Genomic DNA, 22,926 nt, shown 5'->3' with positions numbered 1-22,926 from the left:
CGTGCTTTGACGGGGAGGCCGGCGCGCGGGAATGCACCGCATCGTGCTATCGTTCGCGCTGTTGATTCGGGGAGGGTCATGGCAGAGGCGGCCGACGAACTGAGCACGCCGCTTGGGCAGCAGACCGTGGGCAGGACGCGCCGGTTTCGCCTGCCGTTCACGGCGATGCAGGCGCTCGCCGTGCTGCTCGGGCTCGTACTGGTCGGCTTTGTCGGCATCGCGCTGTTCAATGACAACCCGCTCGGCGGCGAACCGATCGCCCGTGTCACGCTCCGCAATCCCCCGCCCGCCGCCGCTGACGACAAGCACGCTCCGGCCAGCCAGGCGGCGGCCGAACCGGTGGCCAAATCCGCCGCCAAGGCGCCGGCCGCAGCCAGCGACGCGAGAACCGTCACCATCATCGACGGCTCCAGCGGCAAGCGTCAGGACGTGGTGATCGGCGCCGGCGATCCGGCCGAAAAGGCCGATGGCGATACGTCGCCGCTCGCGATGACCGGCATCGATCCGCGCCTGCTGGAAAAGTCACGCTATGGCATGATCCCTGTTGTCGCCGACGGCCTGAAGCCGTTCACCGTCTACGCAGCCGAGGCCGACCGCGCCAAGGCCGCCCGGATGCCCGTGGTCGCCATCGTGGTCGCCGGCCTCGGCGTCGGCGCCGCCAAGACCACCGACGCCATCATGAAGCTGCCGCCGGCGGTGACGCTGGCCTTCACGCCCTATGGCTCCGATCCGGGCAAGCTTGCGGAACGCGCCCGGACCCAACGCCACGAGATCCTGCTGCAGATCCCGATGGAGCCGTTCGACTATCCCGACAACGATCCGGGGCCGCAAACTCTGCTGACCACGCTGAGCAGCGAGCAGAACCTCGACCGCTTCTATTGGCACCTGAGCCGCCTGCAAGGCTATGCCGGGATCGCCAATTTCATGGGAGGCCGGTTCGTTGCGGCCGATCCCGTGATGCAGCCCATCGTCCGCGAAGCGGCCAAGCGCGGCCTGAGCTATTTCGACGACGGTTCCACGCCGCGCAGCGTCGCGCAGACCCTCTCCGCGGGCCAGTCATTGCCGTTCGCCAAGGCCGATTTCGCCATCGACGCGGTACCGACGTCGGCGGAGATCGACCGCGCGCTGGTCAAGCTGGAAACCATCGCCAAGGAACGCGGCACGGCGGTGGGCGTCGCCTCGGCGTTGCCGGTCTCGATCGAGCGGCTCGGCGCCTGGCTCAAGACACTGGATTCCAAGGGCATTATGCTTGTGCCATTGACAACGGCGATGCTGAAATCAAAATCGGGCTAAAGATCAATCCGTTGGTGCTGCTCGAGACCTTGCCGGGGGGCCGGGTCGGGCAGCGCCGGAACTGTGCGAGGTAGCGGCAGCATGGCACGTTATGAAGACCTGCCCTATCGAACCTGCGTCGGCATCATGCTGCTGAATACAGCAGGGCTGGTCTTCATCGGACGCCGTGCGGGCGGCATCGAGCATGTCGACGACGCGCATGTCTGGCAGATGCCGCAAGGCGGCGTCGATCCCGGCGAGGATACGTTTCAGGCCGCACGGCGCGAGCTCTATGAGGAGACCAGCATCAAGTCCGTGGAGAAGCTCGGCGAGGTCTCGGACTGGTTGATCTACGATATCCCGCGCACCGTCGCGGGCCGCGCCTGGAAGGGCCGCTATCGCGGACAGCGGCAAAAGTGGTTCGCGTTGCGCTTCACCGGCGATGAGAACGAGATCAACGTCGCCAATCCGGGCGGCGGCCACAAGGCCGAGTTCATCACCTGGCGCTGGGAGCCGATGAAGAATCTGCCGGCGCTGATTGTGCCGTTCAAGCGTCCGGTCTATGAGCGCGTCGTGAAGGAATTTGCCGGTCTCGCAGCCAAGTAACCGGCCAGGTAGACGCGCGACGTAGCCACCGAGATGTCATCAGATAAGCCTTATCGCCCCAATGTGGGCATCGCGCTGTTCAATGCCGACGGACGTGTGCTGATCGGCCACCGGATCAAGGACGATGGTCCGGAGATCGTGCTGCCCGGCCTCGAATGGCAGATGCCGCAGGGCGGCATCGACGCCGGCGAGGATCCGCGCCAGGCCGTGATGCGCGAATTGTGGGAGGAGACCGGGGCGGTCAACGCCGACTATCTCGGCGAGACCGACTGGATGACCTACGAATTCCCCGCCTATGACGGGCCGACATCGCACCGGCTGGCCAAATTCCGCGGCCAGCGGCAGAAATGGTTTGCGCTGCGCTTCACCGGACGCGACGAGGAGATCGATCCATTGACGCCGCGCAACGGCCAGCCGGCTGAATTCGATCGATGGCGCTGGGAGCGCCTCGACCGCGTTGCCGATCTCGTGGTGCCGTTCCGCCGCGACGTCTACCGCGCGGTCGCGACCCGGTTCGCGGAATTCGCCGGCTGATCCTGCGGCGGAATGCGCCGCGCGTCGCCCGGCGTCATGCCGTAGGTCGAACGGAAGACGCGATAGAAGGTCGCGATGCTCTCGAAGCCGCACGAGAACGCGATCTCGTCGATGCTGCGCTCCCGTATGGCGTAGAGCGCACGCCTCGCCGCCTTCAACCTTGCCGCCGTCAGCGTCCGCGCAAATGACAGGCCGGTCGGCTCGAACAGCGCATGCAATTGCCGCAGTGAGATGCCGAGCTCGGCGGCAACCGCGGCCGGCGTGAGCGAGGCGCGATGCAGGTCGCGGAACAGAATTTCGCGGGCGGCATGCAGGTAGCCCGCATGCAGCGCGGCACGGATTTCGTCCTGGCGTGGCCGCAGGCGACCGCGCGCGAGCAGCGCCAGGCGCAGCATATGCGCAACGTCGCCGGCGAACTGCCCGGCTTGCGCGAGATCTCGTGTCATCGAGCGGAACATGGCGCCGACAAGCCGGGTCAGGCTCGCATCGCGCGCCAGCGCGACCGGCGGAGCGTCCTCGATCCGCGCGCCGAGCACGAGCTCGTCGGTGGCCGGGATCTTGAGGCTGAAGAAGTCGAAGCCATCGGTCCGTTCGGGCGTCGAGGCAAACGGAAGATTGGAATGGCCGAACACCAGGTCGCCGTTGCGCACAAACTGGACGCGATCGCGGCCGATATTCATGTGGCCGGGGCCGCGCACCTGCCAGGCAAGATGCAGGCTGTTGCTCGGAACGCGCGCGATGTCGGATGCGGTCCGGCTGACGCAGTAGGAGGAGGCCGACATTTGCGCCAGCACGGCACTGCCCACCGGCGTCGCGGAGAAGCGCCCGCGGAAATCGGCCCTCTTGTCGCGTTCGAGCTCGATCGTGACCCCGAACAGGCTCTTGCCGCGCACCTCGCACCAGTGCTCGAAGCGGTCCTGCGGGCGGAGAGCATCGGTGGTGAAAGTCAGCACGGCAGCTTGTCCGTTATGTCAGGAATGAAATCGCGATGCGGTCGGGCCAAATCGTCGTCGCGCTGCAGCTTGTCATTTGTGCACGATCCCTGCTGTAAGCTGCTTCACATATTCGCAGGTCGTTCGTTCGGGCCGACCGCGAAGAAGCGGACTTGTCGAGAAGAGGCGAGCCGCCGCAGCGTCTCTCCCTCATCGTCGGCAACCAATCGGCTCTGACTTGCGATATCGGCCGCGAGGATCGCTGCGACCTTGCGCTTCATGAGGACCAGCCCCCGAACCCAGATATGCCGGGGAGAATGCCGCCAGACGATCCCGCGCGCAACAAGCATTGAACGCTCGCCACGGCGTGGCGAGCGTTGAATTATTCAAGCCTTCTCAGGCGATGATCGAAAAAGTGTGAGCTATTCCACTAAGGGGGTCGGCTCACTCGACATGGCGGCGCGATCGCCGGTCGGCAACCGCGCCTTAGTGCATAGCCGTCGTGTTGAGCTCTTGCTGGATGCTCTTGAAGTGGTCGAGCCGCTCGATTGCGTGGTCGAGCTCGGAGCCCTCCTTCTCGGCAAGCTTTTCCTGCATCTCGTTGATCGTCTCGGCGAACTTCGCGCGATCGATGTCCGCAAGCGCGGTCGCGACGTCGGCGAGCACGGTGAGGCCCTTGTCCGAAACCTCGGCGAGGCCGCCGAGCACGATCACCTTCTCGCGCTTGCCGGCGGCCGTGATCGTCAGGATGCCCGGACGAACCGTGGCGACCACAGGTGCATGACCGGCGAGCACACCGAAATCCCCCTCCACGCCGGGGACGTCAACCTGATCGACCTCGCCGGAGAAGGCGAGCTTTTCGGGAGAGACGAGATCGAAGTGGAAGGTGGCCATGGTCTTTCCGTTCTTTGCGCTGTCACCCGCGGGCTCGACCCGCGGGTCCATCAGTCAAAATACTTCTCGTGCGATGGATCGCCGGATCAAGTCCGGCGATGAGACGACATCCCGAAGCTTAGGCGGCTTCAGCCGCCAGCTTCTTGCCCTTCTCGACGGCTTCTTCGATGGTGCCGACCATGTAGAACGCCGCTTCCGGCAGATGGTCGTACTTGCCCTGGCAGAGATCGCGGAAGCCCTTGATGGTGTCGGCGAGGTCGACGAACTTGCCCGGCGAGCCGGTGAAGACTTCGGCGACGTGGAACGGCTGCGACAGGAAGCGCTCGACCTTGCGGGCGCGGGCCACCGTCAGCTTGTCCTCTTCCGACAGTTCGTCCATGCCGAGAATGGCGATGATGTCCTGCAGCGACTTGTAGCGTTGCAGGATCTGCTGGACCATGCGCGCGGTGTTGTAGTGCTCATCACCGACGACGAGCGCCGACAGCATGCGCGAGGTCGAGTCGAGCGGATCCACCGCCGGATAGATGCCCTTTTCCGAGATCGCGCGCGACAGCACCGTGGTGGCGTCCAAGTGCGCGAACGAGGTGGCGGGCGCCGGGTCGGTCAAGTCGTCGGCCGGCACGTAGATCGCCTGCACCGAGGTGATCGAGCCCTTCTGGGTGGTGGTGATGCGCTCCTGCAGCGCGCCCATGTCGGTCGCGAGCGTCGGCTGATAACCCACCGCCGAAGGAATACGGCCGAGCAGCGCCGACACTTCCGAGCCCGCCTGGGTGAAGCGGAAGATGTTGTCGACGAAGAACAGCACGTCCTGGCCCTGGTCGCGGAAGTGCTCGGCAACGGTGAGACCGGTCAGACCGACGCGGGCGCGGGCGCCCGGCGGCTCGTTCATCTGGCCGAACACCAGCGCGCACTTCGACTTCACGCTCGGATCCGGGTTATGCGGATCGGCGTTGACCTTCGATTCGATGAACTCGTGATAGAGGTCGTTGCCTTCACGGGTGCGCTCGCCGACGCCGGCGAACACGGAGTAACCGCCGTGCGCCTTCGCGACGTTGTTGATCAGCTCCTGAATCAGCACGGTCTTGCCGACGCCGGCGCCGCCGAACAGGCCGATCTTGCCGCCCTTCGCGTACGGAGCAAGAAGATCGACGACCTTGATGCCGGTGACGAGGATTTCGGCTTCGGTGGACTGGTCGGTGTAGGTCGGTGCTTCCTGATGGATGGCGCGCAGGCCGTCAGACTTGATCGGGCCGGCTTCGTCGATCGGCTCGCCGATGACGTTGATGATGCGGCCGAGCGTGCCCTCGCCGACCGGCACCCGGATCGGTTCGCCGGTGTCGGTCACTTCCTGACCGCGCACGAGGCCCTCGGTGATATCCATCGCGATGGTGCGGACGGTCGATTCACCGAGGTGCTGCGCGACTTCGAGCACCAGGCGGTTGCCGCCGTTCTTGGTCTCGAGCGCGTTCAGAATCGCCGGAAGGTGGCCTTCGAACTGCACGTCGACCACGGCGCCCGTGACCTGGGTAACGCGACCGATCTGGTTGGCTGCTGTAGCCATGGACTGTTCTCCTTCGAAATCTGCCTTAGACCGCCTCAGCGCCGGAGATGATCTCGATCAGCTCCTTCGTGATCTGGGCCTGACGGGTTCTGTTGTAAATCAGGGTTTGCTTGCGAATCATCTCGCCGGCATTGCGGGTCGCGCTGTCCATCGCGCTCATCTGCGCGCCATAGAACGAGGCGTTGTTCTCCAGCAGCGCGCGGAAGATCTGCACCGCGAGGTTGCGCGGCAACAGGCTGCCGAGAATCTGGTCCTCTTCAGGCTCGTATTCGTAGGACGTGGAGGGCGCCGCATTGGCCGCGGGCGCAGCCACCTCGAGCGGGATGATCTGCTGCGCGGTCGGAATCTGCGCGATTACCGACTGGAAGCGCGAATAGAACAGCGTGCAGACATCGAACTCGCCGGCCTCGAACCGCGCCAGCACCTTGTTGGCGATGTCCTCGGCGTTGGTGAAGCCGATTTGGCGTACCGAGCGCAGGTCGAGGTGCTCGACGATGCGCTTCTCGAAGGTCCGCCGCAGCTGCTCGTAGCCCTTGCGGCCGACGCAGAAGAATTTGACTTCCTTGCCCTGCGCGAGCAGCGCGTTCGCCCGCTCGCGCGCCAGGCGCACGATGGCGGAGTTGAACGCGCCGGACAGGCCGCGCTCGCCGGTGCAGACCAGAAGCAGGTGCACCTGATCGTTGCCGGTGCCGGCAAGCAGCGCGGGCGCCCCGGGCGTGCCGTTGGCCGCCGCGGCGATGTTGGAAATCACCGCATCCATCTTGGTGGCATAGGGCCGCGCCGCTTCGGCGGCGTTCTGCGCGCGGCGCAGCTTCGAGGCTGCGACCATCTGCATGGCCTTGGTGATCTTCTGCGTCGCCTTGGTCGAGGCGATGCGGACCCGCATGTCTTTTAGTGACGCCATTCTTCGTTCACCCCGGCGATCCGACCATAATGGTCAGATCGCAAGCCTCCGTTCGTCACGCCCGGCGGCGAGCCGGGCGACGCCCCATTCGTTATGCAAAGGTCTTGGCGAAGCCCTCGACGGCCGTCTTGAGCTTGGCGGCAGTCTCGTCGGACAGATCGCGGCTGGTGCGGATCGCATCGAGGATGTCGGCGTTCTTGCCGCGCAGCAGCGACAGCAGGCCGTCCTCGAACGCCTTCACCTTGTTGAGCGGCAGCGGATCGAGATAGCCGTTGGTGCCGGCCCAGATCACGCAGACCTGCTCTTCCATCTTCAGCGGCGAGAACTGCGGCTGCTTCAGGAGTTCGGTGAGGCGCGAGCCGCGGTTGAGCAGGCGCTGGGTCGAGGCGTCGAGGTCCGAGCCGAACTGCGCGAACGCCGCCATTTCGCGGTACTGCGCGAGCTCGCCCTTGATCTTGCCGGCAACCTTCTTGGTCGCCTTGGTCTGCGCCGACGAACCGACGCGCGACACCGACAGACCGACGTTCACCGCGGGACGGATACCCTGGAAGAACAGGTCGGTTTCCAGGAAGATCTGACCGTCGGTGATCGAGATGACGTTGGTCGGAATGTAGGCCGACACGTCGTTGGCCTGGGTTTCGATGACCGGCAGCGCCGTCAGCGAGCCCAAGCCATGCTCCTTGTTGAGCTTGGCGGCGCGCTCGAGCAGTCGGGAATGCAGGTAGAACACGTCGCCCGGATAGGCTTCGCGGCCCGGCGGACGGCGCAGCAGCAGCGACATCTGGCGGTAGGCGACGGCCTGCTTCGACAAGTCGTCATAGATGATCACGGCGTGCATGCCGTTGTCGCGGAAGTACTCGCCCATGGTGCAGGCGGTGAACGGCGCGATGTACTGCATCGGGGCCGGATCGGACGCGGTGGCCGCGACGATGATCGAGTATTCCAGCGCGCCCTGTTCTTCGAGCACCTTGACGAACTGCGCGACGGTGGAGCGCTTCTGGCCGATCGCGACGTAGACGCAATACAGCTTGAGGTTTTCGTCCGGCTGGGCGTTGAGCGGCTTCTGGTTCAGGATGGTGTCGAGCGCGATCGCGGTCTTGCCGGTCTGACGGTCGCCGATGATCAGCTCGCGCTGGCCGCGGCCGATCGGGATCAGCGCATCGATCGCCTTGAGGCCGGTGGCCATCGGCTCGTTCACCGACTTGCGCGGAATGATGCCGGGCGCCTTGACGTCGACGCGCTTGCGTTCGGTGGCCTGGATCGGGCCCTTGCCGTCGATCGGGTTGCCGAGCGCGTCGACGACGCGGCCGAGCAGACCCTTGCCGACCGGCGCGTCCACGATCGCGCGGGTGCGCTTGACGGTCTGGCCTTCCTTGATCTCGCGGTCGGCGCCGAAAATCACGATACCGACGTTGTCGGTTTCGAGGTTGAGCGCCATGCCGCGCGTGCCGTTCTCGAACTCGACCATTTCACCGGCCTGAACGTTGTCGAGACCGTAGACGCGGGCGATACCGTCACCGACCGACAGCACCTGGCCAACTTCGGTGACCTCGGCTTCCTGGCCGAAATTCTTGATCTGGTCCTTGAGGATCGCAGAAATTTCTGCGGCGCGGATGTCCATCAGCCTGCCTCTTTCATCGCGTTCTTGATCGAATTGAGTTTGGTGCGAAGCGAACTATCCACCATGCGGCTGCCGAGCTTGACCACCAGGCCACCAATAATGGAGGGATCGACCTTCACGTTGAGCGCGACGTCCTTGCCCGTCACTGATTTCAGTGCGGCCTTCAGCGCGTCGAGATTCTTGTCACTGAGCTGCTCGGCGACGGTGACTTCCGCAGTCGCCTCGCCCTTGAACTTCGCCACCAGCGCGCGATAGGCGCGGATCACATCGGCAACGGCGAACAGCCGGCGATTGGCGGTGAGCACCTTGAGGAATTTGGCCGACGTGCCGGCGATGCCGGCCTTGTCGAGCACCGCGGTCAGCGCCTTCAGCTGGGCGTCGGCGGCGAACACCGGGCTGCGGACGAGGCGCTTGAGATCGGCGCTCTCGTTGAGCAAGGCCTCGAACTTGTCGAGGTCGGCCCGGACTTGATCGACGGATTGCTCGTCGCGCGCCAACTCGAACAGGGCCGTTGCGTAACGACCGGACACTCCCGAAACGGACGGATCTTCAGCAGCCACGAGCTCGCTCTTTTTTGCTGTCGAATTCGCAAGGGAAAAACCGTCGCCACCAAAGCAGCGCCTAGCGATCCAAGCCCTTGGAATTCAAGCGGGACTTCGATTTTCGACCGGCACAGGACGTGCCGGGACCGTTAAAATCGCGGCTTTGCTAACATAGCAATCGCGCAGGTGCAACATGACGGCATCGTGAGTGCCGCCTTGTCGCACGCGCTTTTTGCCGACCGCAGCCGGCGGCCGAATCGGAAAAATTTGGCGCGCGGAAATTCGGCGTGTCAGGCCTGATTCACGCCGCCGCGATTTTGTTCCATCGAAATTTGCATAGGCCTATGGCCGAGCGCGCAGGGAACCCCGGGCAGGTTGCGGTTTCATTTGGCGATTACTTACCGAAAACTTACCGTCGCTTCGATAATCAGTATTGGCAAGTATATTGGTCGTTAAAAATTGGTTAAATAGCAAGATTACGGAACCTCGATCGACTACCACCAGGCGGTAACAAGATATTTCAGCACGAGATAATCGAGATTTACTGCCCAATTCGTGCCTCATTGGGAAACCAAACGGCCTTGGTCAACGAAGGGACGGGGGTTCCACTTGCCGCGTTAGCGGCAATACTGTCTGAGGGTCTTATCAATGCTGAATATCAAGAAGGCGGCGGGCAACGTAACCCGCTCGCGTACGGCGCTTGCGTTTGTAGCCGCAACTATTCTGGTCGGGGGCAGCGTGACCGAGGCGTCCGCGAAGTCCCGGCACCACCATCATCGCCACCACCATCATCACCACGCCCGCGCCGAAGGCTCGTCCTGGCGCGACGCCAATGCATCGATCCAGCCGTCCGGCGGCCACTCGTTCTCGGGGATGGCCTCCTTCTACGGCAATGAGTCGGGCAGCCGCACCGCTTCCGGCCAGCGCTTCAACCAGAACGCCATGACAGCGGCCCACCGCTCGCTGCCGTTCGGCACCAAGCTCCGCGTCACCCATGGCGGCCGCAGCGTCGTCGTCACCATCAACGATCGTGGCCCGTTCATCCGCGGCCGCGTGCTCGACCTCTCCACCGGCGCAGCCCGCGCCATCGGCCTGACCGGTGCCGGCGTCGGCCGCGTCACCGCCGAGGTCGTCTCGTAAGCGCGTTCAGTAAGCGTTGCGTTGCGTAACGGCCGCGAGGCTTGCTTCGCGCCAAAAAATGGCCTGCCGTCGCAAATGACGGCAGGCTTTCTCTTTTGCGGGCTCAGTAGAGCGCAATGGCTCCACTTCTACCCGTCATCCCGCTCTACTTCTTTGTCTTGAGCATGATCTTGTCGGAAAACCGCGACACCCTTTTCCGGATCATGATCTACAGGAAGCTCTGCGGATCGACGTCGACCTCGAGCTTCAGATTGCCCTTGGTCTTCGGACCCGCCGCCAGCCATTCGCGCAGATATTGCGACAGGTCGACATTGCGCAGCGACTTCACCAGCAGGCGGAAGCGGTAGCGACCCTTGATGACGGCGAGCGGCGCCTCGGCGGGGCCGAGCACCTGGATCCGCTCATCGAGCGGCGCCACCGCGGCGAGCTTGCGGGCGAAGCCTTCCGCGGTCGGACGGTCGCCGGCGGAGACGATCAGGCTCGCCAGCCGGCCGAACGGCGGATAGCCGGTGCGCTCGCGAATCTCGATCTCGCTGGCATAGAACGCCTCGCGGTCATTGGCGATCAGGGCCTTGATCACGGGATGCTCGGGCTGGTGGGTCTGCAGAAAGCCGACGCCGCGGCCCTGCTCGCGGCCGGCGCGACCGACCACCTGGTTCAGCAGCTGGAACGTCCGCTCGGCGGCGCGCGGATCGCCATTGCTCAAGCCGAGATCGGCGTCGATGACGCCGACCAGATTGAGCCGCGGGAAGTTGTGGCCCTTCGCCACCAGCTGGGTGCCGATGATGATGTCGACGCGGCCCTCGGCGATCTCGTTGAGCTCGCTGCGCATGGTCTCGATCGAGGTGATGAGATCGCTCGACAGCACCATGGTGCGGGCCTCGGGGAAGATGTGGGCTACCTCCTCCTGCAGGCGCTCGACGCCGGGCCCGACCGCGACCAGCGATTCCTCGGCCGCGCAATGCGGGCAGATATTCGGCCGCGGCATCGAGAAGCCGCAGTGATGACAGACCAGCCGCTGCCGGAACCGGTGATCGACCAGCCATGCATCGCAGATGGTGCAGGCGAAGCGGTGGCCGCAGGCCCGGCACAGCGTCAGCGGTGCGTAACCGCGGCGGTTGAGGAACAGCAGCGCCTGCTCGCGGCGCTCGATGGCATGGCGAATCTGCTCGGCCAGTACAGGCGAAATGAAGCGGCCGCGCGGCGGCGGCGCGCGGCGCATGTCGATCGCCTCGATATGCGGCATGTGCTGGCCGCCGAACCGCGACGGCAGCGCGACGCGCTGGTAGCGCCCCTTGCGCGCATTGACCTCGCTCTCGACCGACGGCGTGGCCGACGCCAGCACGATCGGGATCTTTGCGATATGGGCGCGGACCACCGCCATGTCGCGCGCGTGATAATGCGCGCCGTCGTCCTGCTTGTAGGCCTGGTCGTGCTCCTCATCGACGATGATGAGGCCGAGATCGGCATAGGGCAGGAACAGCGCGGAACGGGCGCCGACCACGACCGGCGCCTTGCCCTCGGAAATCGCCGCCCAGTTTCGCGCCCGCGTGCGCGGCGTGAGCTCCGAATGCCATTCCAGCGGCCGCACGCCGAAGCGTTGCGCGAAACGGTCGAGGAACTGGCCGGTCAGCGCGATCTCCGGCATCAGGATCAGCGTCTGCTTGCCGCGACGGATATTCTCGGCGATCGCCTCGAAATAGACTTCGGTCTTGCCGGAACCGGTGACGCCGTCGAGCAGCGCAACGTGAAAGCTGCCGCTCGCAGCCAGCGCCCTCATCACGTCGACGGCGCTGCGCTGCTCGCGCGAAAAATCCGGCTGCGCATAGGAGGGATCCGGAACGGGCGGCGGTGCCGGCGGCGGCATCGCCTCGACCGTCAGGGTGCCTTCGTCGACAAGGCCGTCGATCACGCCGGAACTGACGCCGGCCTCCCGCGCCGCCTCCGACTTGCCGTGCAGCAACCGGTCTGACAGCACCTCGATGACCCGCCGGCGTGCCGGCGTCAGGCGCCGCGGCGGCTCGCCGACCAGTCGCACGCCGAGCCGCGTCCGCTCCGGCCCGAGATTGTCGCCCATCCGCAGCGTCATCCGCAGCACCATGCCGCGCGCCGACAAAGTGTAATTGGAGACCCAGTCGACCAGCTGGCGCAGCTCCGGCCTTAGCGGCGGAACATCGAGCTTCTCGCTGACGTCCTTGAGCCGGTTGTGCAGCCGCGGATCCGGATTGGCATTTTCCGCCCACACCACCGCAACGACCTCGCGCGGCCCGAGCGGAACGCCGATCACGTCGCCCGGCGCAAGCTCCATGCCGCGCGGAACGCGATAGGAATAGGTCTGGTTCAGCGCGACAGGCACCAGCACGTCGACGACACGTGTCGTCGATGCGGAGGCTGGGCCAGGGCGCGTGGTATGGTCCATTGAATCAGAAACCTTGAACCCGAGCGGGCTGGAGATTTGGTTTCTGATCGAATCAGAACCAAATCTCCAGCTCCTTGTTTTGATGCGTTTTCTTCACGCGAACCGGCGTCCACTTCGCTCGAAAACGCTCTCCCGCCGCTTCACGCTCTTAGCGAACGGTAAACGAAGGCAGTGCGATATAATCAGGAGATGGGCAGCGCCAATAGCCCTTAAGACACGGACATGGCCCGGACCGATCAGCCCATCCAACCGCTCGAGCTCGACTGCGCCGACGCATCGGTCACGCAGGAGATGACGTGCTGGCTGTCGCATCTGCGTGCGGAGCGGCGGCTGTCGCCGAAAACGCTCGAGGCCTATGCCCGCGACGTGCGCCAATGCCTCGCCTTCCTGGCCGGGCACTGGGGCGCGCGGGTGACGCTCAAGGCATTTTCCGCGCTCGAGGCGAGCGATGTGCGCGCCTTCATGGCGATGCGCCGAACCGAGGAGATCGGCGGGCGATCGCTGATGCGGGCGCTGGCGGGCCTGCGCTCGTTCGGACGTTTCCTGGAACGCGAAGGCAAGGGCAAGGTCGGCGCGCTCTCGGCGATCCGCGCGCCCAAGGTGGCGAAGAGCCTGCCGAAGCCGATCCACTTGGAAGCGGCGAAACGCTTTGCCGATGCCGACGAGCGCGCGGATGAGACCCGCGAGACCTGGATCCTGGTGCGTGACGCCGCCGTCATGGCGCTGCTCTATGGTTCGGGCCTGCGCATCTCCGAAGCACTGGGGCTGAAGCGCCGCGACGTGCCGAAACCCGGCGAAGGCGACGTGCTCGTGGTGACCGGCAAGGGCAACAAGACCCGCATGGTGCCGGTGCTGCAGAACGTGCTGCAATTGATCGCGGACTATGCGGCGATCTGCCCGCATCAACTCAGCCCCGCGGGGCCGATGTTCGTCGGCGCGCGCGGCGGCCCGCTCAGCCCACGCATCATCCAGCTCACCATGGAGCGGCTGCGCGGCGCGCTCGGCCTGCCCGACAGCGCAACGCCGCATGCACTGCGGCACTCCTTCGCCACGCATCTGCTCAGCCGCGGCGGCGATTTGCGCGCGATCCAGGAATTGCTCGGCCACGCATCGCTGTCGACCACTCAGATCTACACCGGCATCGACAGCGAGCGCCTGCTCGAAGTCTATCGCTCCGCGCATCCGCGCGGCTGAACGCCTGGGTCTGGATTCAAAATAAAGCGCGAGCTTTGGCCCGCCGTCATGCGCCGTTCATCTTCCGACGGCTACTCCACACCGTTCGGCCCTTGCCTTGTGCGCTGCATTCGGCAATCGTGGCGCGGTCTCATCCGGAGGGGAATCATGAGCGCACATGAAAGTATGGAGCACGCGGAGCATGCCGAGCATGCTTCGGGCGAGAACAAGAAGATCGCGCTCCTGATCGCCGTGATCGCCCTGTGCCTGGCGCTGTCGGAAACGCTCGGCAAGGGCGCCCAGACCGAATCGATCAGCAAGAATGTCGAGGCCTCCAACCTGTGGGCCTTCTTCCAGGCCAAGAGCATCCGCCGTACCGCGGTGCAGACCGCGGCCGAACAGGGCAAGCTGAACCTCGCGACCACCACCGACGAGGCGGCCAGGGCTGCGCTGCAGAAGCAGATCGACGACTGGCAGAAGACCGCGGCGCGCTATCGCTCGGAGCCGGAAACCGGCGAGGGTTCAGAGCAGCTCTCCGAACGCGCCAAGCACGCCGAGCATGAGCGCGACGAGGCCACCGCGAAATATCATCATTTCGAGCTTGCCTCCGCCGCCTTCCAGATCGCCATCGTGCTGGCGTCGGCGACCATCATCACGGGCATCCTCGCGCTCGCCTGGGTGTCCGGCCTGGTGACGCTCGCCGGCATCGTGATGACGGCGCTCGGCCTGTTCCAGCCGCACTTGCTGCATCTGCATTGAGGCGCAGCGCGCCGCTTTCGAACCGTCATCCTGAGGAGCGCGCCCTTGCGCGCGTCTCGAAGGATCGACGGCCACCGGCCGGGCCGTGCATCCTTCGAGACGCGCGTTCCGCGCTCCTCAGGATGACGGAATAGAAAGTTTTGATCAAAGAGGCTTGCTGGTCTGATGCACGCTTTTGCGGAAGCGCGCGATCACGCGCAGCGTGCGTGCCGCCCAGCCCTCGCCGTCGCCACGGATCATCTCGCGAATGCGCCGCTTGATCGGCTCGACCAGCGCGGTGGCCTTGGCCCGCAGCGCCATCACGAAATTATAGAGCGCCTCGAACCAGGGCATCTCCAGCAGTTTCGGCCGCGTCACGTCGAACAGGAAGGCCGTCACGCCGACACCGACGAACTTGGCGAACAGGATCAGCGAGACCGCACTGAACCAGTATTGGTTCGCGAGCAGCCAGAGCCCGACCAGCTTGAGCGGAAACAGCGGGATCACCGGCACGACGAAGACGATCAGCGTCATCGCCGGCGACAGCGAATCGACCCGGTCGGCAAGCCATTGCTTGAGCGCGCGGAGCGGAATCCACGCCACCACCCGTGCCACGATCGGCTCGAGGTGGTCCCATAGCCAAGCCTCGACCAGGAAGATGATCGCAAGCAGGACCCAGAACGGCTGAAGCAGGCGGCGCAGCATCGCTATGATCTCAACCCGGCTGACGCCGGACTTTCGATCATCACATATGGATGGCGCGCTTGCCCACCGCAAGCGCGGCTTCCTTGATCGCCTCCGAACGGGTCGGGTGCGCGTGGCAGGTGCGCGCCAGATCCTCGGCCGATCCGCCGAATTCCATCAGAACGCAGGCTTCATGGATCATTTCGCCGGCTTCGCGGCCGACGATGTGGACGCCAAGCACCCGATCCGTCTTCGCATCTGCGAGAATTTTCACGAAGCCGTCGGTGGTCTGATTGACCTTGGACCGGCCGTTCGCCGTGAACGGGAATTTGCCGACGGTGTACGCGACGCCGGTCTGCTTGAGATCTTCCTCGGTCTTGCCGACCGACGACACTTCCGGCGTGGTATACACAACACCTGGAATGACGTCGTAGTTCACGTGGCCGGCCTGGCCCGCGATGATCTCCGCGCAGGCAACGCCTTCGTCTTCCGCCTTGTGCGCGAGCATCGGCCCGGCCACCACGTCGCCGATCGCGTAGATGCCCTTCACGTTGGTCGAGAAGTGCGCGTCGATCTCGACGCGGCCGCGATTGTCGAGCGCAACGCCGGCTTCCTTCAGCCCGAGGCCCTCGGTGTAGGGCACCCGTCCGATGCAGACGAGCACGACATCGGCTTCGATGGTTTCCGCAGCGCCGCCCGAGGCCGGCTCGACCTTGACCTGCAGCGTCTTGCCGGAGGTATCGACCGCAGTGACCTTGGCGCCGAGCTTGAAGACGAAGCCCTGCTTCTCGAGCATGCGCTGAAATTGCTTCGCCACCTCGCCGTCCATGCCGGGCAGGATGCGGTCGAGGAATTCGACGACCATGACGTCCGCACCGAGACGCCGCCAGACCGAGCCAAGCTCGAGTCCGATCACCCCGGCGCCGATGATCAACAATTTCTCCGGCACCTTCTCCAGCGACAGCGCACCGGTCGACGACACGATGCGCTTCTCGTCGATGTCGATACCCTTCAGGCGGGCGATATCGGAGCCGGTGGCGATAACGATGTTCCTGGTCTCGACGGTCTCGGTCTTGCCGTCGCCGGAGACCTCGACCTTGCCGGCACCGAGGATCTTGCCGGTCCCCTTGAGCACGTCGATCTTGTTCTTCTTCATCAAGAACTCGACGCCCTTGACGTTGCCGTCGATGCCCTGCTGCTTGAAGTTCATCATCGCGGGCAGATCGAGCTTCGGCGCCGGGACGCTGACGCCCATCTTGGCGAAGGAGTGCGCGGCTTCCTCGAACATTTCGGAGGCGTGCAGCAGCGCCTTCGACGGCATGCAGCCGACATTGAGGCAGGTGCCGCCCAGCGTCGCGTTCTTCTCGACGACGGCGACCTTCATGCCGAGTTGCGCCGCGCGGATTGCGCAGACATATCCGCCCGGGCCGGTGCCGATGACGACGAGATCGTAAGAAGCCATGATGGAAGGTCCTGTAGCTAAGCTCTGTGACAATTACGCGGGCGCGATCGTGTCGGCAGACCGCCGCCCGCTCTTGATCGTGTGCTAGCGACCGCCCGACACGTCGAGGATCGCGCTGGTGACATAGGAAGCCTCGTCCGAGATCAGCCAGACGATGGCGTTGGCGATTTCATCGGCTGTGCCGACACGCTTCATCGGCACCATATGGGCGAGCCGGTGCGCGCGATCGGGCTCGCCGCCCGCGGCGTGGATGTCGGTGTCGATCAGTCCGGGCCGGATGCCGGCGACGCGGATGCCCTCATTCGCGACTTCGTAACCGAGGCCGATCGTGAAGGAATCGATCGCGCCCTTGGACGCGGCATAGTCGACATAGGTGTTGGGCGCACCGAGCTTTGCCGCGACCGAGGACAGGTTGACGATGACGCCGCCCTGGCCGCCGTGCCTGGTCGACATGCGCTTCACCGCCTCGCGCGCACACAGGATGCTGCCGGTGACATTGACCGCCATCATCTGCTGGATGCGCTCGGCCGACATCTCGTCGACACGCACGCCGCTCTTGCCGACAATGCCGGCATTGTTGACGAGCGCGCCGAGCGTGCCGAAGCCGTCGGCCGCCTTGAACAGCGCCAGGATGTCCTGCTCGCTGCCGACATCGCATTTCACCGCGATCGCCTTGCCGTTCCTGGCCTCGATCGCGGCGACGACCTCGTCCGCCGCGGTCTTGTTGGATGCATAGCCGACCACGATGCGATAGCCGCGCGCGGCGGCAGCGAGCGCGGTGGCGCGGCCGATGCCGCGGCTGCCGCCGGTGATGACAACGACCTTATCCGTCACTTTGATCCCCAAATGTGAGCACCCAACAGATCGCGGCGCCCGAGCCGATCGGACGCCGCGCGCGATACGGTCTTAGAGGTCCAGCACCAGGCGGGCCGGATCCTCCAGGCTCTCCTTGACGCGGACCAGGAAGGTGACCGCTTCCTTGCCGTCGATGACGCGGTGATCGTAGGACAGCGCCAGATACATCATCGAGCGCACCTCGATCTTGCCGCCGACCACCATCGGCCGCTCCTGGATCTTGTGCATGCCGAGGATGCCGGACTGCGGCGCATTCAGGATCGGCGTCGACATCAGCGAACCGTAGATGCCGCCATTGGTGATGGTGAAGGTGCCGCCCTGCATCTCGTCGATCTTGAGCTGGCCGTCGCGGGCTCTACGGCCGTAGTCGGCGATCGACTTCTCGATCTCGGCGATCGACTTGTGGTCGCAGTCGCGCACCACAGGCACCACGAGGCCGCGGTCGGTGCCGACCGCAACGCCGATGTGATAATAGTTCTTGTAGATCAGGTCGCTGCCGTCGATTTCGGCGTTGACCGCCGGAATGTCCTTCAGCCCCTGCACGACCGCCTTGGTGAAGAAACCCATGAAGCCGAGCTTCGAGCCGTGCTTCTTCTCGAACGTGTCCTTGTAGAGGGCGCGCAGCTTCATCACCTCGGTCATGTCGACCTCGTTGAAGGTCGTCAGCATCGCGGCGGTGTTCTGCACGTCCTTGAGGCGGCGCGCGATGGTCTGGCGCAGCCGGGTCATCTTCACGCGCTCCTCGCGCGCGGCATCGTCCGCCGGCGACGGCGCACGAACCTGCACGGCGGCGGCCGGCTGGTTGACCGGGGTCGGCGCCGAGGCGGCCTTCTCGATCGCGGCCAGCATGTCGCCCTTGGTCACGCGACCATCCTTGCCCGAACCAGGAACGGTGGACGCATCGATGCCGCTTTCGGCGGACAGCTTGCGGACCGAGGGTGCCAGCGGCGCATCCGCCGGCGGCGCCTTCGGCGCGGCAGGAGCCGGGGCGGCAGAAGCCGCGGCAGCCGGGGCGGCCACCTTGGCGGAAGCCGCAGCAGCCGGCTTGGCGGCCGCGGCCGCGCCGTCATTGATCTGGCCGAGCAGCGCGCCGACGGCGACGGTCTCGCCGTCCTTGGCGATGATCTCGCCGAGCGTACCGGCAACCGGCGCGGGCACCTCGATCGTGACCTTGTCGGTCTCCAGTTCCACCAACGGCTCGTCCACCGCGACGGCTTCACCGGCCTTCTTGAACCAGCGGCCGATCGTGGCCTCGGTCACGGATTCGCCGAGCGTTGGAACGCGAATTTCAGTCATGGTCTTTTCCTCGATAACCCTGCAATCGCAAAATTTGCGGTCGTGAAACTTGTCCGCCATCGCCCGCCAAAGCGAGCGATCCGGTACTCCGTGACGACAGCACTTCTGCTGGATGACGCGGGATACCGGATGCCCCGCTCCAGTGCGCAATTGCGCACAGGGCGGGGCATGGTCAGTGAAGGTCGTTAGTTCAGTGCGTCGTCGAGCAGCGCCTTGAGCTGCGCCAGATGTTTCGACATCAAGCCGGTCGCGGTCGCCGCCGATGCCGGACGGCCGGCATAGCGCGGACGCTTGTTGGGGGCGTGGATCTGGTTGAGCACCCATTCCAGATAGGGCTCGATGAAGTGCCACGAACCCATATTGCGCGGCTCCTCCTGGCACCAGACCACTTCGGCGTTCTTGAAGCGGCCGAGCTCCTGCACCAGCGCCTTCAGCGGCACCGGATAGAGCTGCTCGACGCGCAGCAGATAGATGTCGTCGATGTCGCGCTTCTCGCGCTCCTCGTACAGGTCGTAATAGACCTTGCCGGAGCACAGCACGACGCGGCGAATCTTGTCGTCCGGCACCAGCTTGATCTTCTCGTCCGGCAGCATCTGCGCGTCATCGTACAGGATGCGGTGGAACGTGGCGTCCTTGCCGAGCTCCTCGAGCCGCGACACGGCACGCTTGTGGCGCAACAGCGACTTCGGCGTCATCAGGATCAGCGGCTTGCGGATTTCGCGATGCAGCTGGCGCCGCAGCACGTGGAAGTAGTTCGCCGGCGTGGTCGGATTGACCACCTGCATGTTGTCTTCGGCGCACATCTGCAGGTACCGCTCGAGGCGCGCGGAGGAGTGCTCCGGTCCCTGCCCTTCGTAGCCATGCGGCAGCAGGCAGACGAGGCCCGACATGCGCAACCACTTGCGTTCGCCCGAAGAGATGAACTGGTCGAACACCACCTGCGCGCCGTTGGCGAAGTCGCCGAACTGCGCTTCCCAGAGCGCCAGCGCGTTCGGCTCGGCCAGCGAGTAACCGTATTCGAAGCCGAGCACCGCCTCTTCCGACAGCAGCGAGTTGATGACCTCGTAGTGGCCGGTGTCTTCGCCGCCGAGATGGTTGAACGGCGTGTAGCGGCTCTCGTCCTCCTGGTCGATCAGCACCGAATGGCGCTGCGAGAAGGTGCCGCGCTCGGAATCCTGCCCGGACAGGCGCACATGATGGCCTTCCTGCAGCAGCGTACAGAACGCCAGCGCCTCACCGGTGGCCCAGTCGATCCCGACACCGCTGTCGATCGCCTTGGCGCGATTGTCGAGGAAGCGCTGGATGGTGCGGTGGACGCGGAAACCGTCCGGCACCTTGGTGATCTTGCGGCCGATGTCCTTGAGCACGGCAAGGTCGACGCCGGTGACGCCGCGGCGGGCGTCTTCTTCCTGGTCGGCGATCTTGAAGCCCGCCCATTTGCCGTCGAGCCAGTCGGCCTTGTTCGGCTTGTAGCCGGCGCCGGCTTCGAGCTCGGCGTCGAGCCGCGCGCGCCAGTCGGCCTTGGCCTTCTCGACCTCGCCCTCGGTCAACACGCCGTCAGCGACCAGCCGCTTGGCGTAGATCTCCAGCGTTGGCGGGTGAGAAGCGATCTTCTTGTACATCACCGGCTGGGTGAACGCCGGCTCGTCGCCCTCGTTGTGGCCGTGGCGCCGGTAGCAGAACATGTCGATGACGACCGGCTTGTGGAATTTCTGCCGGAATTCGATCGCGACCTTGGCTGCGAACACCACGGCCTCCGGATCGTCGCCATTCACGTGGAAGATCGGCGCATCGATCATCTTCGCCACGTCGGACGGATAGGGCGACGAGCGCGAGTAGCGCGGATAGGTGGTGAAGCCGATCTGGTTGTTGACGATGAAGTGCAGCGAGCCGCCGGTGCGGTAGCCCTTCAGATCCGACAGGCTGAAGCATTCCGCAACCACGCCCTGGCCCGCGAAGGCCGCGTCGCCATGCATCAGCAGCGGCAGGACCGAGATGCGCATATCCGGCGGATCGCCGTGCTGGTCCTGCTTGGCGCGCACCTTGCCCATCACGACCGGATCGACGATTTCCAGATGCGACGGATTTGCGGTCAGCGACAGATGGATGTTGTTGCCGTCGAACTCGCGGTCCGAGGACGCGCCGAGGTGATACTTGACGTCGCCGGAGCCTTCGACCGAATCCGGATTGGCCGAACCGCCCTTGAATTCATGAAACAGCGCGCGGTGCGGCTTGCCCATCACCTGGGTCAGCACGTTGAGGCGGCCGCGATGCGGCATGCCGACCACGATCTCCTTCACGCCGAGATTGCCGCCGCGCTTGATGATCTGCTCGAGCGCCGGGATCAGCGATTCACCGCCGTCGAGGCCGAAGCGCTTGGTGCCGGTGAACTTGGTGTCGCAGAACTTCTCGAAGCCGTCCGCCTCGATCAGCTTGTTGAGGATCGCGCGGCGTCCCTCGGGCGTGAACGAGATCTCCTTGTCCGGCCCCTCGATGCGCTCCTGGATCCACGCCTTCTGCGCGGCGTTCGAGATATGCATGAACTCGACGCCGAGCGTCTGGCAGTAGGTGCGTTCGCAGATCTGCACGATCTCGCGCAGCGTGCCGTATTCGAGGCCAAGCACGTGGTCGAGGAAGATCTTGCGATCGAAGTCCGCCTCGGTGAAGCCGTAGGAGCGCGGATCGAGCTCCTCACGGTCGCGCGGCGCCTCGATGCCGAGCGGATCGAGCTTGGCGTGGAAATGGCCGCGCATGCGATAGGCGCGGATCAGCATCAGCGCGCGAACCGAATCGCGGGTGGCCTGATGGACGTCGGCATCGGACAGCTCGGCGCCCTTGGCCTGCGCCTTGGCCGCGAGCTTGGTGCCGACCGCCTTCTCGACCTGGGCCCAGTTGCCGTCGAGCGCGGAGGTCAGCTCGTCGCGCGGCGTCACCGGCCAGTTGTCGCGGCCCCACGAGGCGCCCTCGGCGTTCTTCTGGACGTCGGCCGGGGCGTCCTTCAGGCTTTTGAAGAAATCCTGCCATTCGGCGTCGACCGACGACGGGTCCTGCTCGTAGCGGGCGTAGAGGTCGTCGATGTAGGCGGCGTTGGTGCCCTGCAGGAATGATGAGAGTGCAAAAGCGGCGTTCGCGTCTTGGCGAGACATGGGCAGTCCTGGTGATTTTTTCGGTTCGCGCGTAGGAGACGGCGCTAGGTGCCGGTCTGGAAGTGCGCCGGCTGGATTGATACCCTTTACCCTATCTAGGACAGATATTCCTGTCTAAAAGAACTAAGAAATGAACTTATTTTCATATTTTATTGATCGGCATTCCGGCGACAAAACGCAATAAAAGAGCGGGTTCCCCAAGGAGAACCCGCCCGAAACACGCCAAATCTCGAAGGGAACTTCGCCGGACGGCGGTTACTTCAGCATCTCCGCGAGGGTGTGCCCGAGACGCGCCGGGGACGGCGATACCTTGATGCCGGCGGCTTCCATCGCCGCGGTCTTGGAACCGGCGTCGCCCTTGCCGCCCGAGATGATGGCGCCGGCATGGCCCATGCGGCGGCCGGGAGGTGCGGTGACACCGGCAATGAAGCCGACCATCGGCTTCTTGCGGCCGCGCTTGGCCTCGTCCTTGAGGAACTGGGCGGCGTCTTCCTCGGCCGAGCCGCCGATCTCGCCGATCATCACGATCGACTTGGTCTTCTCGTCGGCCAGGAACAGCTCCAGCACGTCGATGAACTCGGTGCCCTTGACCGGGTCGCCGCCGATGCCGACCGCGGTGGTCTGGCCGAGGCCCTCCTGGGTGGTCTGGAACACCGCCTCATAGGTCAGGGTGCCGGAGCGGGAGACGATGCCGACCGAGCCGGGCTTGAAGATGTTGGCCGGCATGATGCCGATCTTGCATACGCCGGCGGTCATCACGCCGGGGCAGTTCGGCCCGATCAGCCGCGACTTCGAGCCCGACAGCGAGCGCTTCACGCGCACCATGTCGAGCACCGGGATGCCCTCGGTGATGCAGACGATCAGCGGGATCTCTGCGTCGATCGCCTCGCAGATCGCGTCCGCCGCGCCCGGCGGCGGGACATAGACCACGCTGGCGTCGGCGCCGGTCTTCTGCCGCGCTTCGGCGACGGTGTCGAACACCGGCAGGTTGAGATGGGTCGAGCCGCCTTTGCCGGGCGCCACGCCGCCGACCATCTTGGTGCCGTAAGCGATCGCCGCTTCCGAATGGAACGTGCCGTTCTTGCCGGTGAAGCCCTGGCAGATGACCTTGGTGTTCTTGTCGATCAGAATGGACATGGTTCGAGAT

At 64.9% G+C, this 22,926-nt stretch carries 20 protein-coding genes; 6 read left to right on the top strand and 14 right to left on the bottom strand.

The window, feature by feature from the left end; genetic code table 11:
- Nucleotides 1-78: 78 nt before the first annotated feature.
- From XI02_RS02220 to XI02_RS02210, 3 genes are all read left to right on the top strand, one after another.
- Nucleotides 79-1,293 carry a divergent polysaccharide deacetylase family protein gene (locus XI02_RS02220; RefSeq protein WP_172646096.1) on the top strand — a complete coding sequence of 405 codons (1,215 nt, stop codon included), beginning with the start codon at nt 79-81 and terminating at the stop codon, nt 1,291-1,293.
- Between the two features lie 81 nt (nt 1,294-1,374).
- Nucleotides 1,375-1,878, top strand: coding sequence for an RNA pyrophosphohydrolase (locus tag XI02_RS02215; RefSeq protein ID WP_069277291.1), 504 nt, complete (start codon nt 1,375-1,377; stop codon nt 1,876-1,878).
- A gap of 33 nt (nt 1,879-1,911) precedes the next feature.
- Nucleotides 1,912-2,412 carry an RNA pyrophosphohydrolase gene (locus XI02_RS02210; protein WP_069277290.1) on the top strand — a complete coding sequence of 167 codons (501 nt, stop codon included), beginning with the start codon at nt 1,912-1,914 and terminating at the stop codon, nt 2,410-2,412.
- Here the strand turns inward: XI02_RS02210 and XI02_RS02205 are convergent.
- The 7 genes from XI02_RS02205 to XI02_RS02175 all read right to left on the bottom strand — a co-directional run bounded on the left by XI02_RS02205 (nt 2,370) and on the right by XI02_RS02175 (nt 8,884).
- Entirely contained in the window at nt 2,370-3,365 is a 996-nt protein-coding gene (locus tag XI02_RS02205) for a helix-turn-helix domain-containing protein (protein ID WP_172646097.1), read from the bottom strand. The genes XI02_RS02210 and XI02_RS02205 overlap by 43 nt on opposite strands.
- Nucleotides 3,366-3,469: 104 nt before the next feature.
- Nucleotides 3,470-3,625, bottom strand: coding sequence for a hypothetical protein (locus XI02_RS02200; RefSeq protein ID WP_244620880.1), 156 nt, complete (start codon nt 3,623-3,625; stop codon nt 3,470-3,472).
- Between the two features lie 205 nt (nt 3,626-3,830).
- Nucleotides 3,831-4,238: a F0F1 ATP synthase subunit epsilon gene (locus XI02_RS02195; protein WP_026192102.1), complete on the bottom strand. Its 408-nt coding sequence runs from the start codon at nt 4,236-4,238 to the stop codon at nt 3,831-3,833.
- A 118-nt stretch (nt 4,239-4,356) separates the two neighbouring features.
- Entirely contained in the window at nt 4,357-5,799 is a 1,443-nt protein-coding gene (gene atpD / locus XI02_RS02190; protein WP_016843821.1) for a F0F1 ATP synthase subunit beta, read from the bottom strand.
- Nucleotides 5,800-5,824: 25 nt separating this feature from the next.
- Nucleotides 5,825-6,703: a F0F1 ATP synthase subunit gamma gene (locus XI02_RS02185; protein ID WP_026192101.1), complete on the bottom strand. Its 879-nt coding sequence runs from the start codon at nt 6,701-6,703 to the stop codon at nt 5,825-5,827.
- 91 nt (nt 6,704-6,794) lie between these two features.
- Nucleotides 6,795-8,324 carry a F0F1 ATP synthase subunit alpha gene (gene atpA / locus XI02_RS02180; protein WP_069277287.1) on the bottom strand — a complete coding sequence of 510 codons (1,530 nt, stop codon included), beginning with the start codon at nt 8,322-8,324 and terminating at the stop codon, nt 6,795-6,797.
- Nucleotides 8,324-8,884, bottom strand: coding sequence for a F0F1 ATP synthase subunit delta (locus XI02_RS02175; RefSeq protein ID WP_028340805.1), 561 nt, complete (start codon nt 8,882-8,884; stop codon nt 8,324-8,326). The genes atpA and XI02_RS02175 overlap by 1 nt, the downstream gene beginning before the upstream one ends.
- A gap of 630 nt (nt 8,885-9,514) precedes the next feature.
- On the opposite strand from XI02_RS02175, the gene XI02_RS02170 reads away from it, so the two are divergent.
- Nucleotides 9,515-10,006, top strand: a complete 492-nt coding sequence (locus tag XI02_RS02170) for a septal ring lytic transglycosylase RlpA family protein (protein ID WP_016843825.1) — start codon at nt 9,515-9,517, stop codon at nt 10,004-10,006.
- A 208-nt stretch (nt 10,007-10,214) separates the two neighbouring features.
- Here the strand turns inward: XI02_RS02170 and XI02_RS02165 are convergent, their stop codons facing one another.
- Nucleotides 10,215-12,425: a primosomal protein N' gene (locus tag XI02_RS02165; protein ID WP_172646098.1), complete on the bottom strand. Its 2,211-nt coding sequence runs from the start codon at nt 12,423-12,425 to the stop codon at nt 10,215-10,217.
- A gap of 222 nt (nt 12,426-12,647) precedes the next feature.
- Here XI02_RS02165 and XI02_RS02160 point away from each other — a divergent pair, with 222 nt between their 5' ends.
- Together XI02_RS02160 and XI02_RS02155 are read left to right on the top strand one after the other, a co-directional pair.
- Nucleotides 12,648-13,619, top strand: coding sequence for a tyrosine recombinase XerC (locus tag XI02_RS02160; protein WP_172646099.1), 972 nt, complete (start codon nt 12,648-12,650; stop codon nt 13,617-13,619).
- Nucleotides 13,620-13,766: 147 nt separating this feature from the next.
- The gene (locus XI02_RS02155) at nt 13,767-14,357 is read left to right on the top strand and encodes a DUF4337 domain-containing protein (protein ID WP_026192099.1); all 591 of its coding nucleotides are present in this window, start codon (nt 13,767-13,769) and stop codon (nt 14,355-14,357) included.
- Between the two features lie 144 nt (nt 14,358-14,501).
- Here XI02_RS02155 and XI02_RS02150 read toward each other — a convergent pair whose 3' ends face one another.
- From XI02_RS02150 to sucD, 6 genes are all read right to left on the bottom strand, one after another.
- Nucleotides 14,502-15,041: a hypothetical protein gene (locus XI02_RS02150; RefSeq protein ID WP_016843829.1), complete on the bottom strand. Its 540-nt coding sequence runs from the start codon at nt 15,039-15,041 to the stop codon at nt 14,502-14,504.
- Between the two features lie 40 nt (nt 15,042-15,081).
- Nucleotides 15,082-16,482 carry a dihydrolipoyl dehydrogenase gene (gene lpdA, locus XI02_RS02145; protein ID WP_172646100.1) on the bottom strand — a complete coding sequence of 467 codons (1,401 nt, stop codon included), beginning with the start codon at nt 16,480-16,482 and terminating at the stop codon, nt 15,082-15,084.
- An 84-nt stretch (nt 16,483-16,566) separates the two neighbouring features.
- Nucleotides 16,567-17,316, bottom strand: coding sequence for an SDR family oxidoreductase (locus XI02_RS02140; protein ID WP_172646101.1), 750 nt, complete (start codon nt 17,314-17,316; stop codon nt 16,567-16,569).
- 72 nt (nt 17,317-17,388) lie between these two features.
- Complete coding sequence (odhB, locus tag XI02_RS02135; protein ID WP_194483362.1) at nt 17,389-18,633, bottom strand: 2-oxoglutarate dehydrogenase complex dihydrolipoyllysine-residue succinyltransferase; 1,245 nt, start codon at nt 18,631-18,633, stop codon at nt 17,389-17,391.
- 185 nt (nt 18,634-18,818) lie between these two features.
- Nucleotides 18,819-21,779, bottom strand: coding sequence for a 2-oxoglutarate dehydrogenase E1 component (locus XI02_RS02130; RefSeq protein ID WP_069277283.1), 2,961 nt, complete (start codon nt 21,777-21,779; stop codon nt 18,819-18,821).
- Between the two features lie 255 nt (nt 21,780-22,034).
- Nucleotides 22,035-22,916: a succinate--CoA ligase subunit alpha gene (sucD, locus tag XI02_RS02125; RefSeq protein WP_172646103.1), complete on the bottom strand. Its 882-nt coding sequence runs from the start codon at nt 22,914-22,916 to the stop codon at nt 22,035-22,037.
- Nucleotides 22,917-22,926: the final 10 nt, after the last annotated feature.

This window comes from Bradyrhizobium sp. CCBAU 21365 (assembly GCF_015291305.1).
Taxonomy (GTDB): domain Bacteria; phylum Pseudomonadota; class Alphaproteobacteria; order Rhizobiales; family Xanthobacteraceae; genus Bradyrhizobium; species Bradyrhizobium elkanii.
Note: the sequence above shows the minus strand (reverse complement) of the source record. Positions and strands in the feature narration are given on the sequence as shown.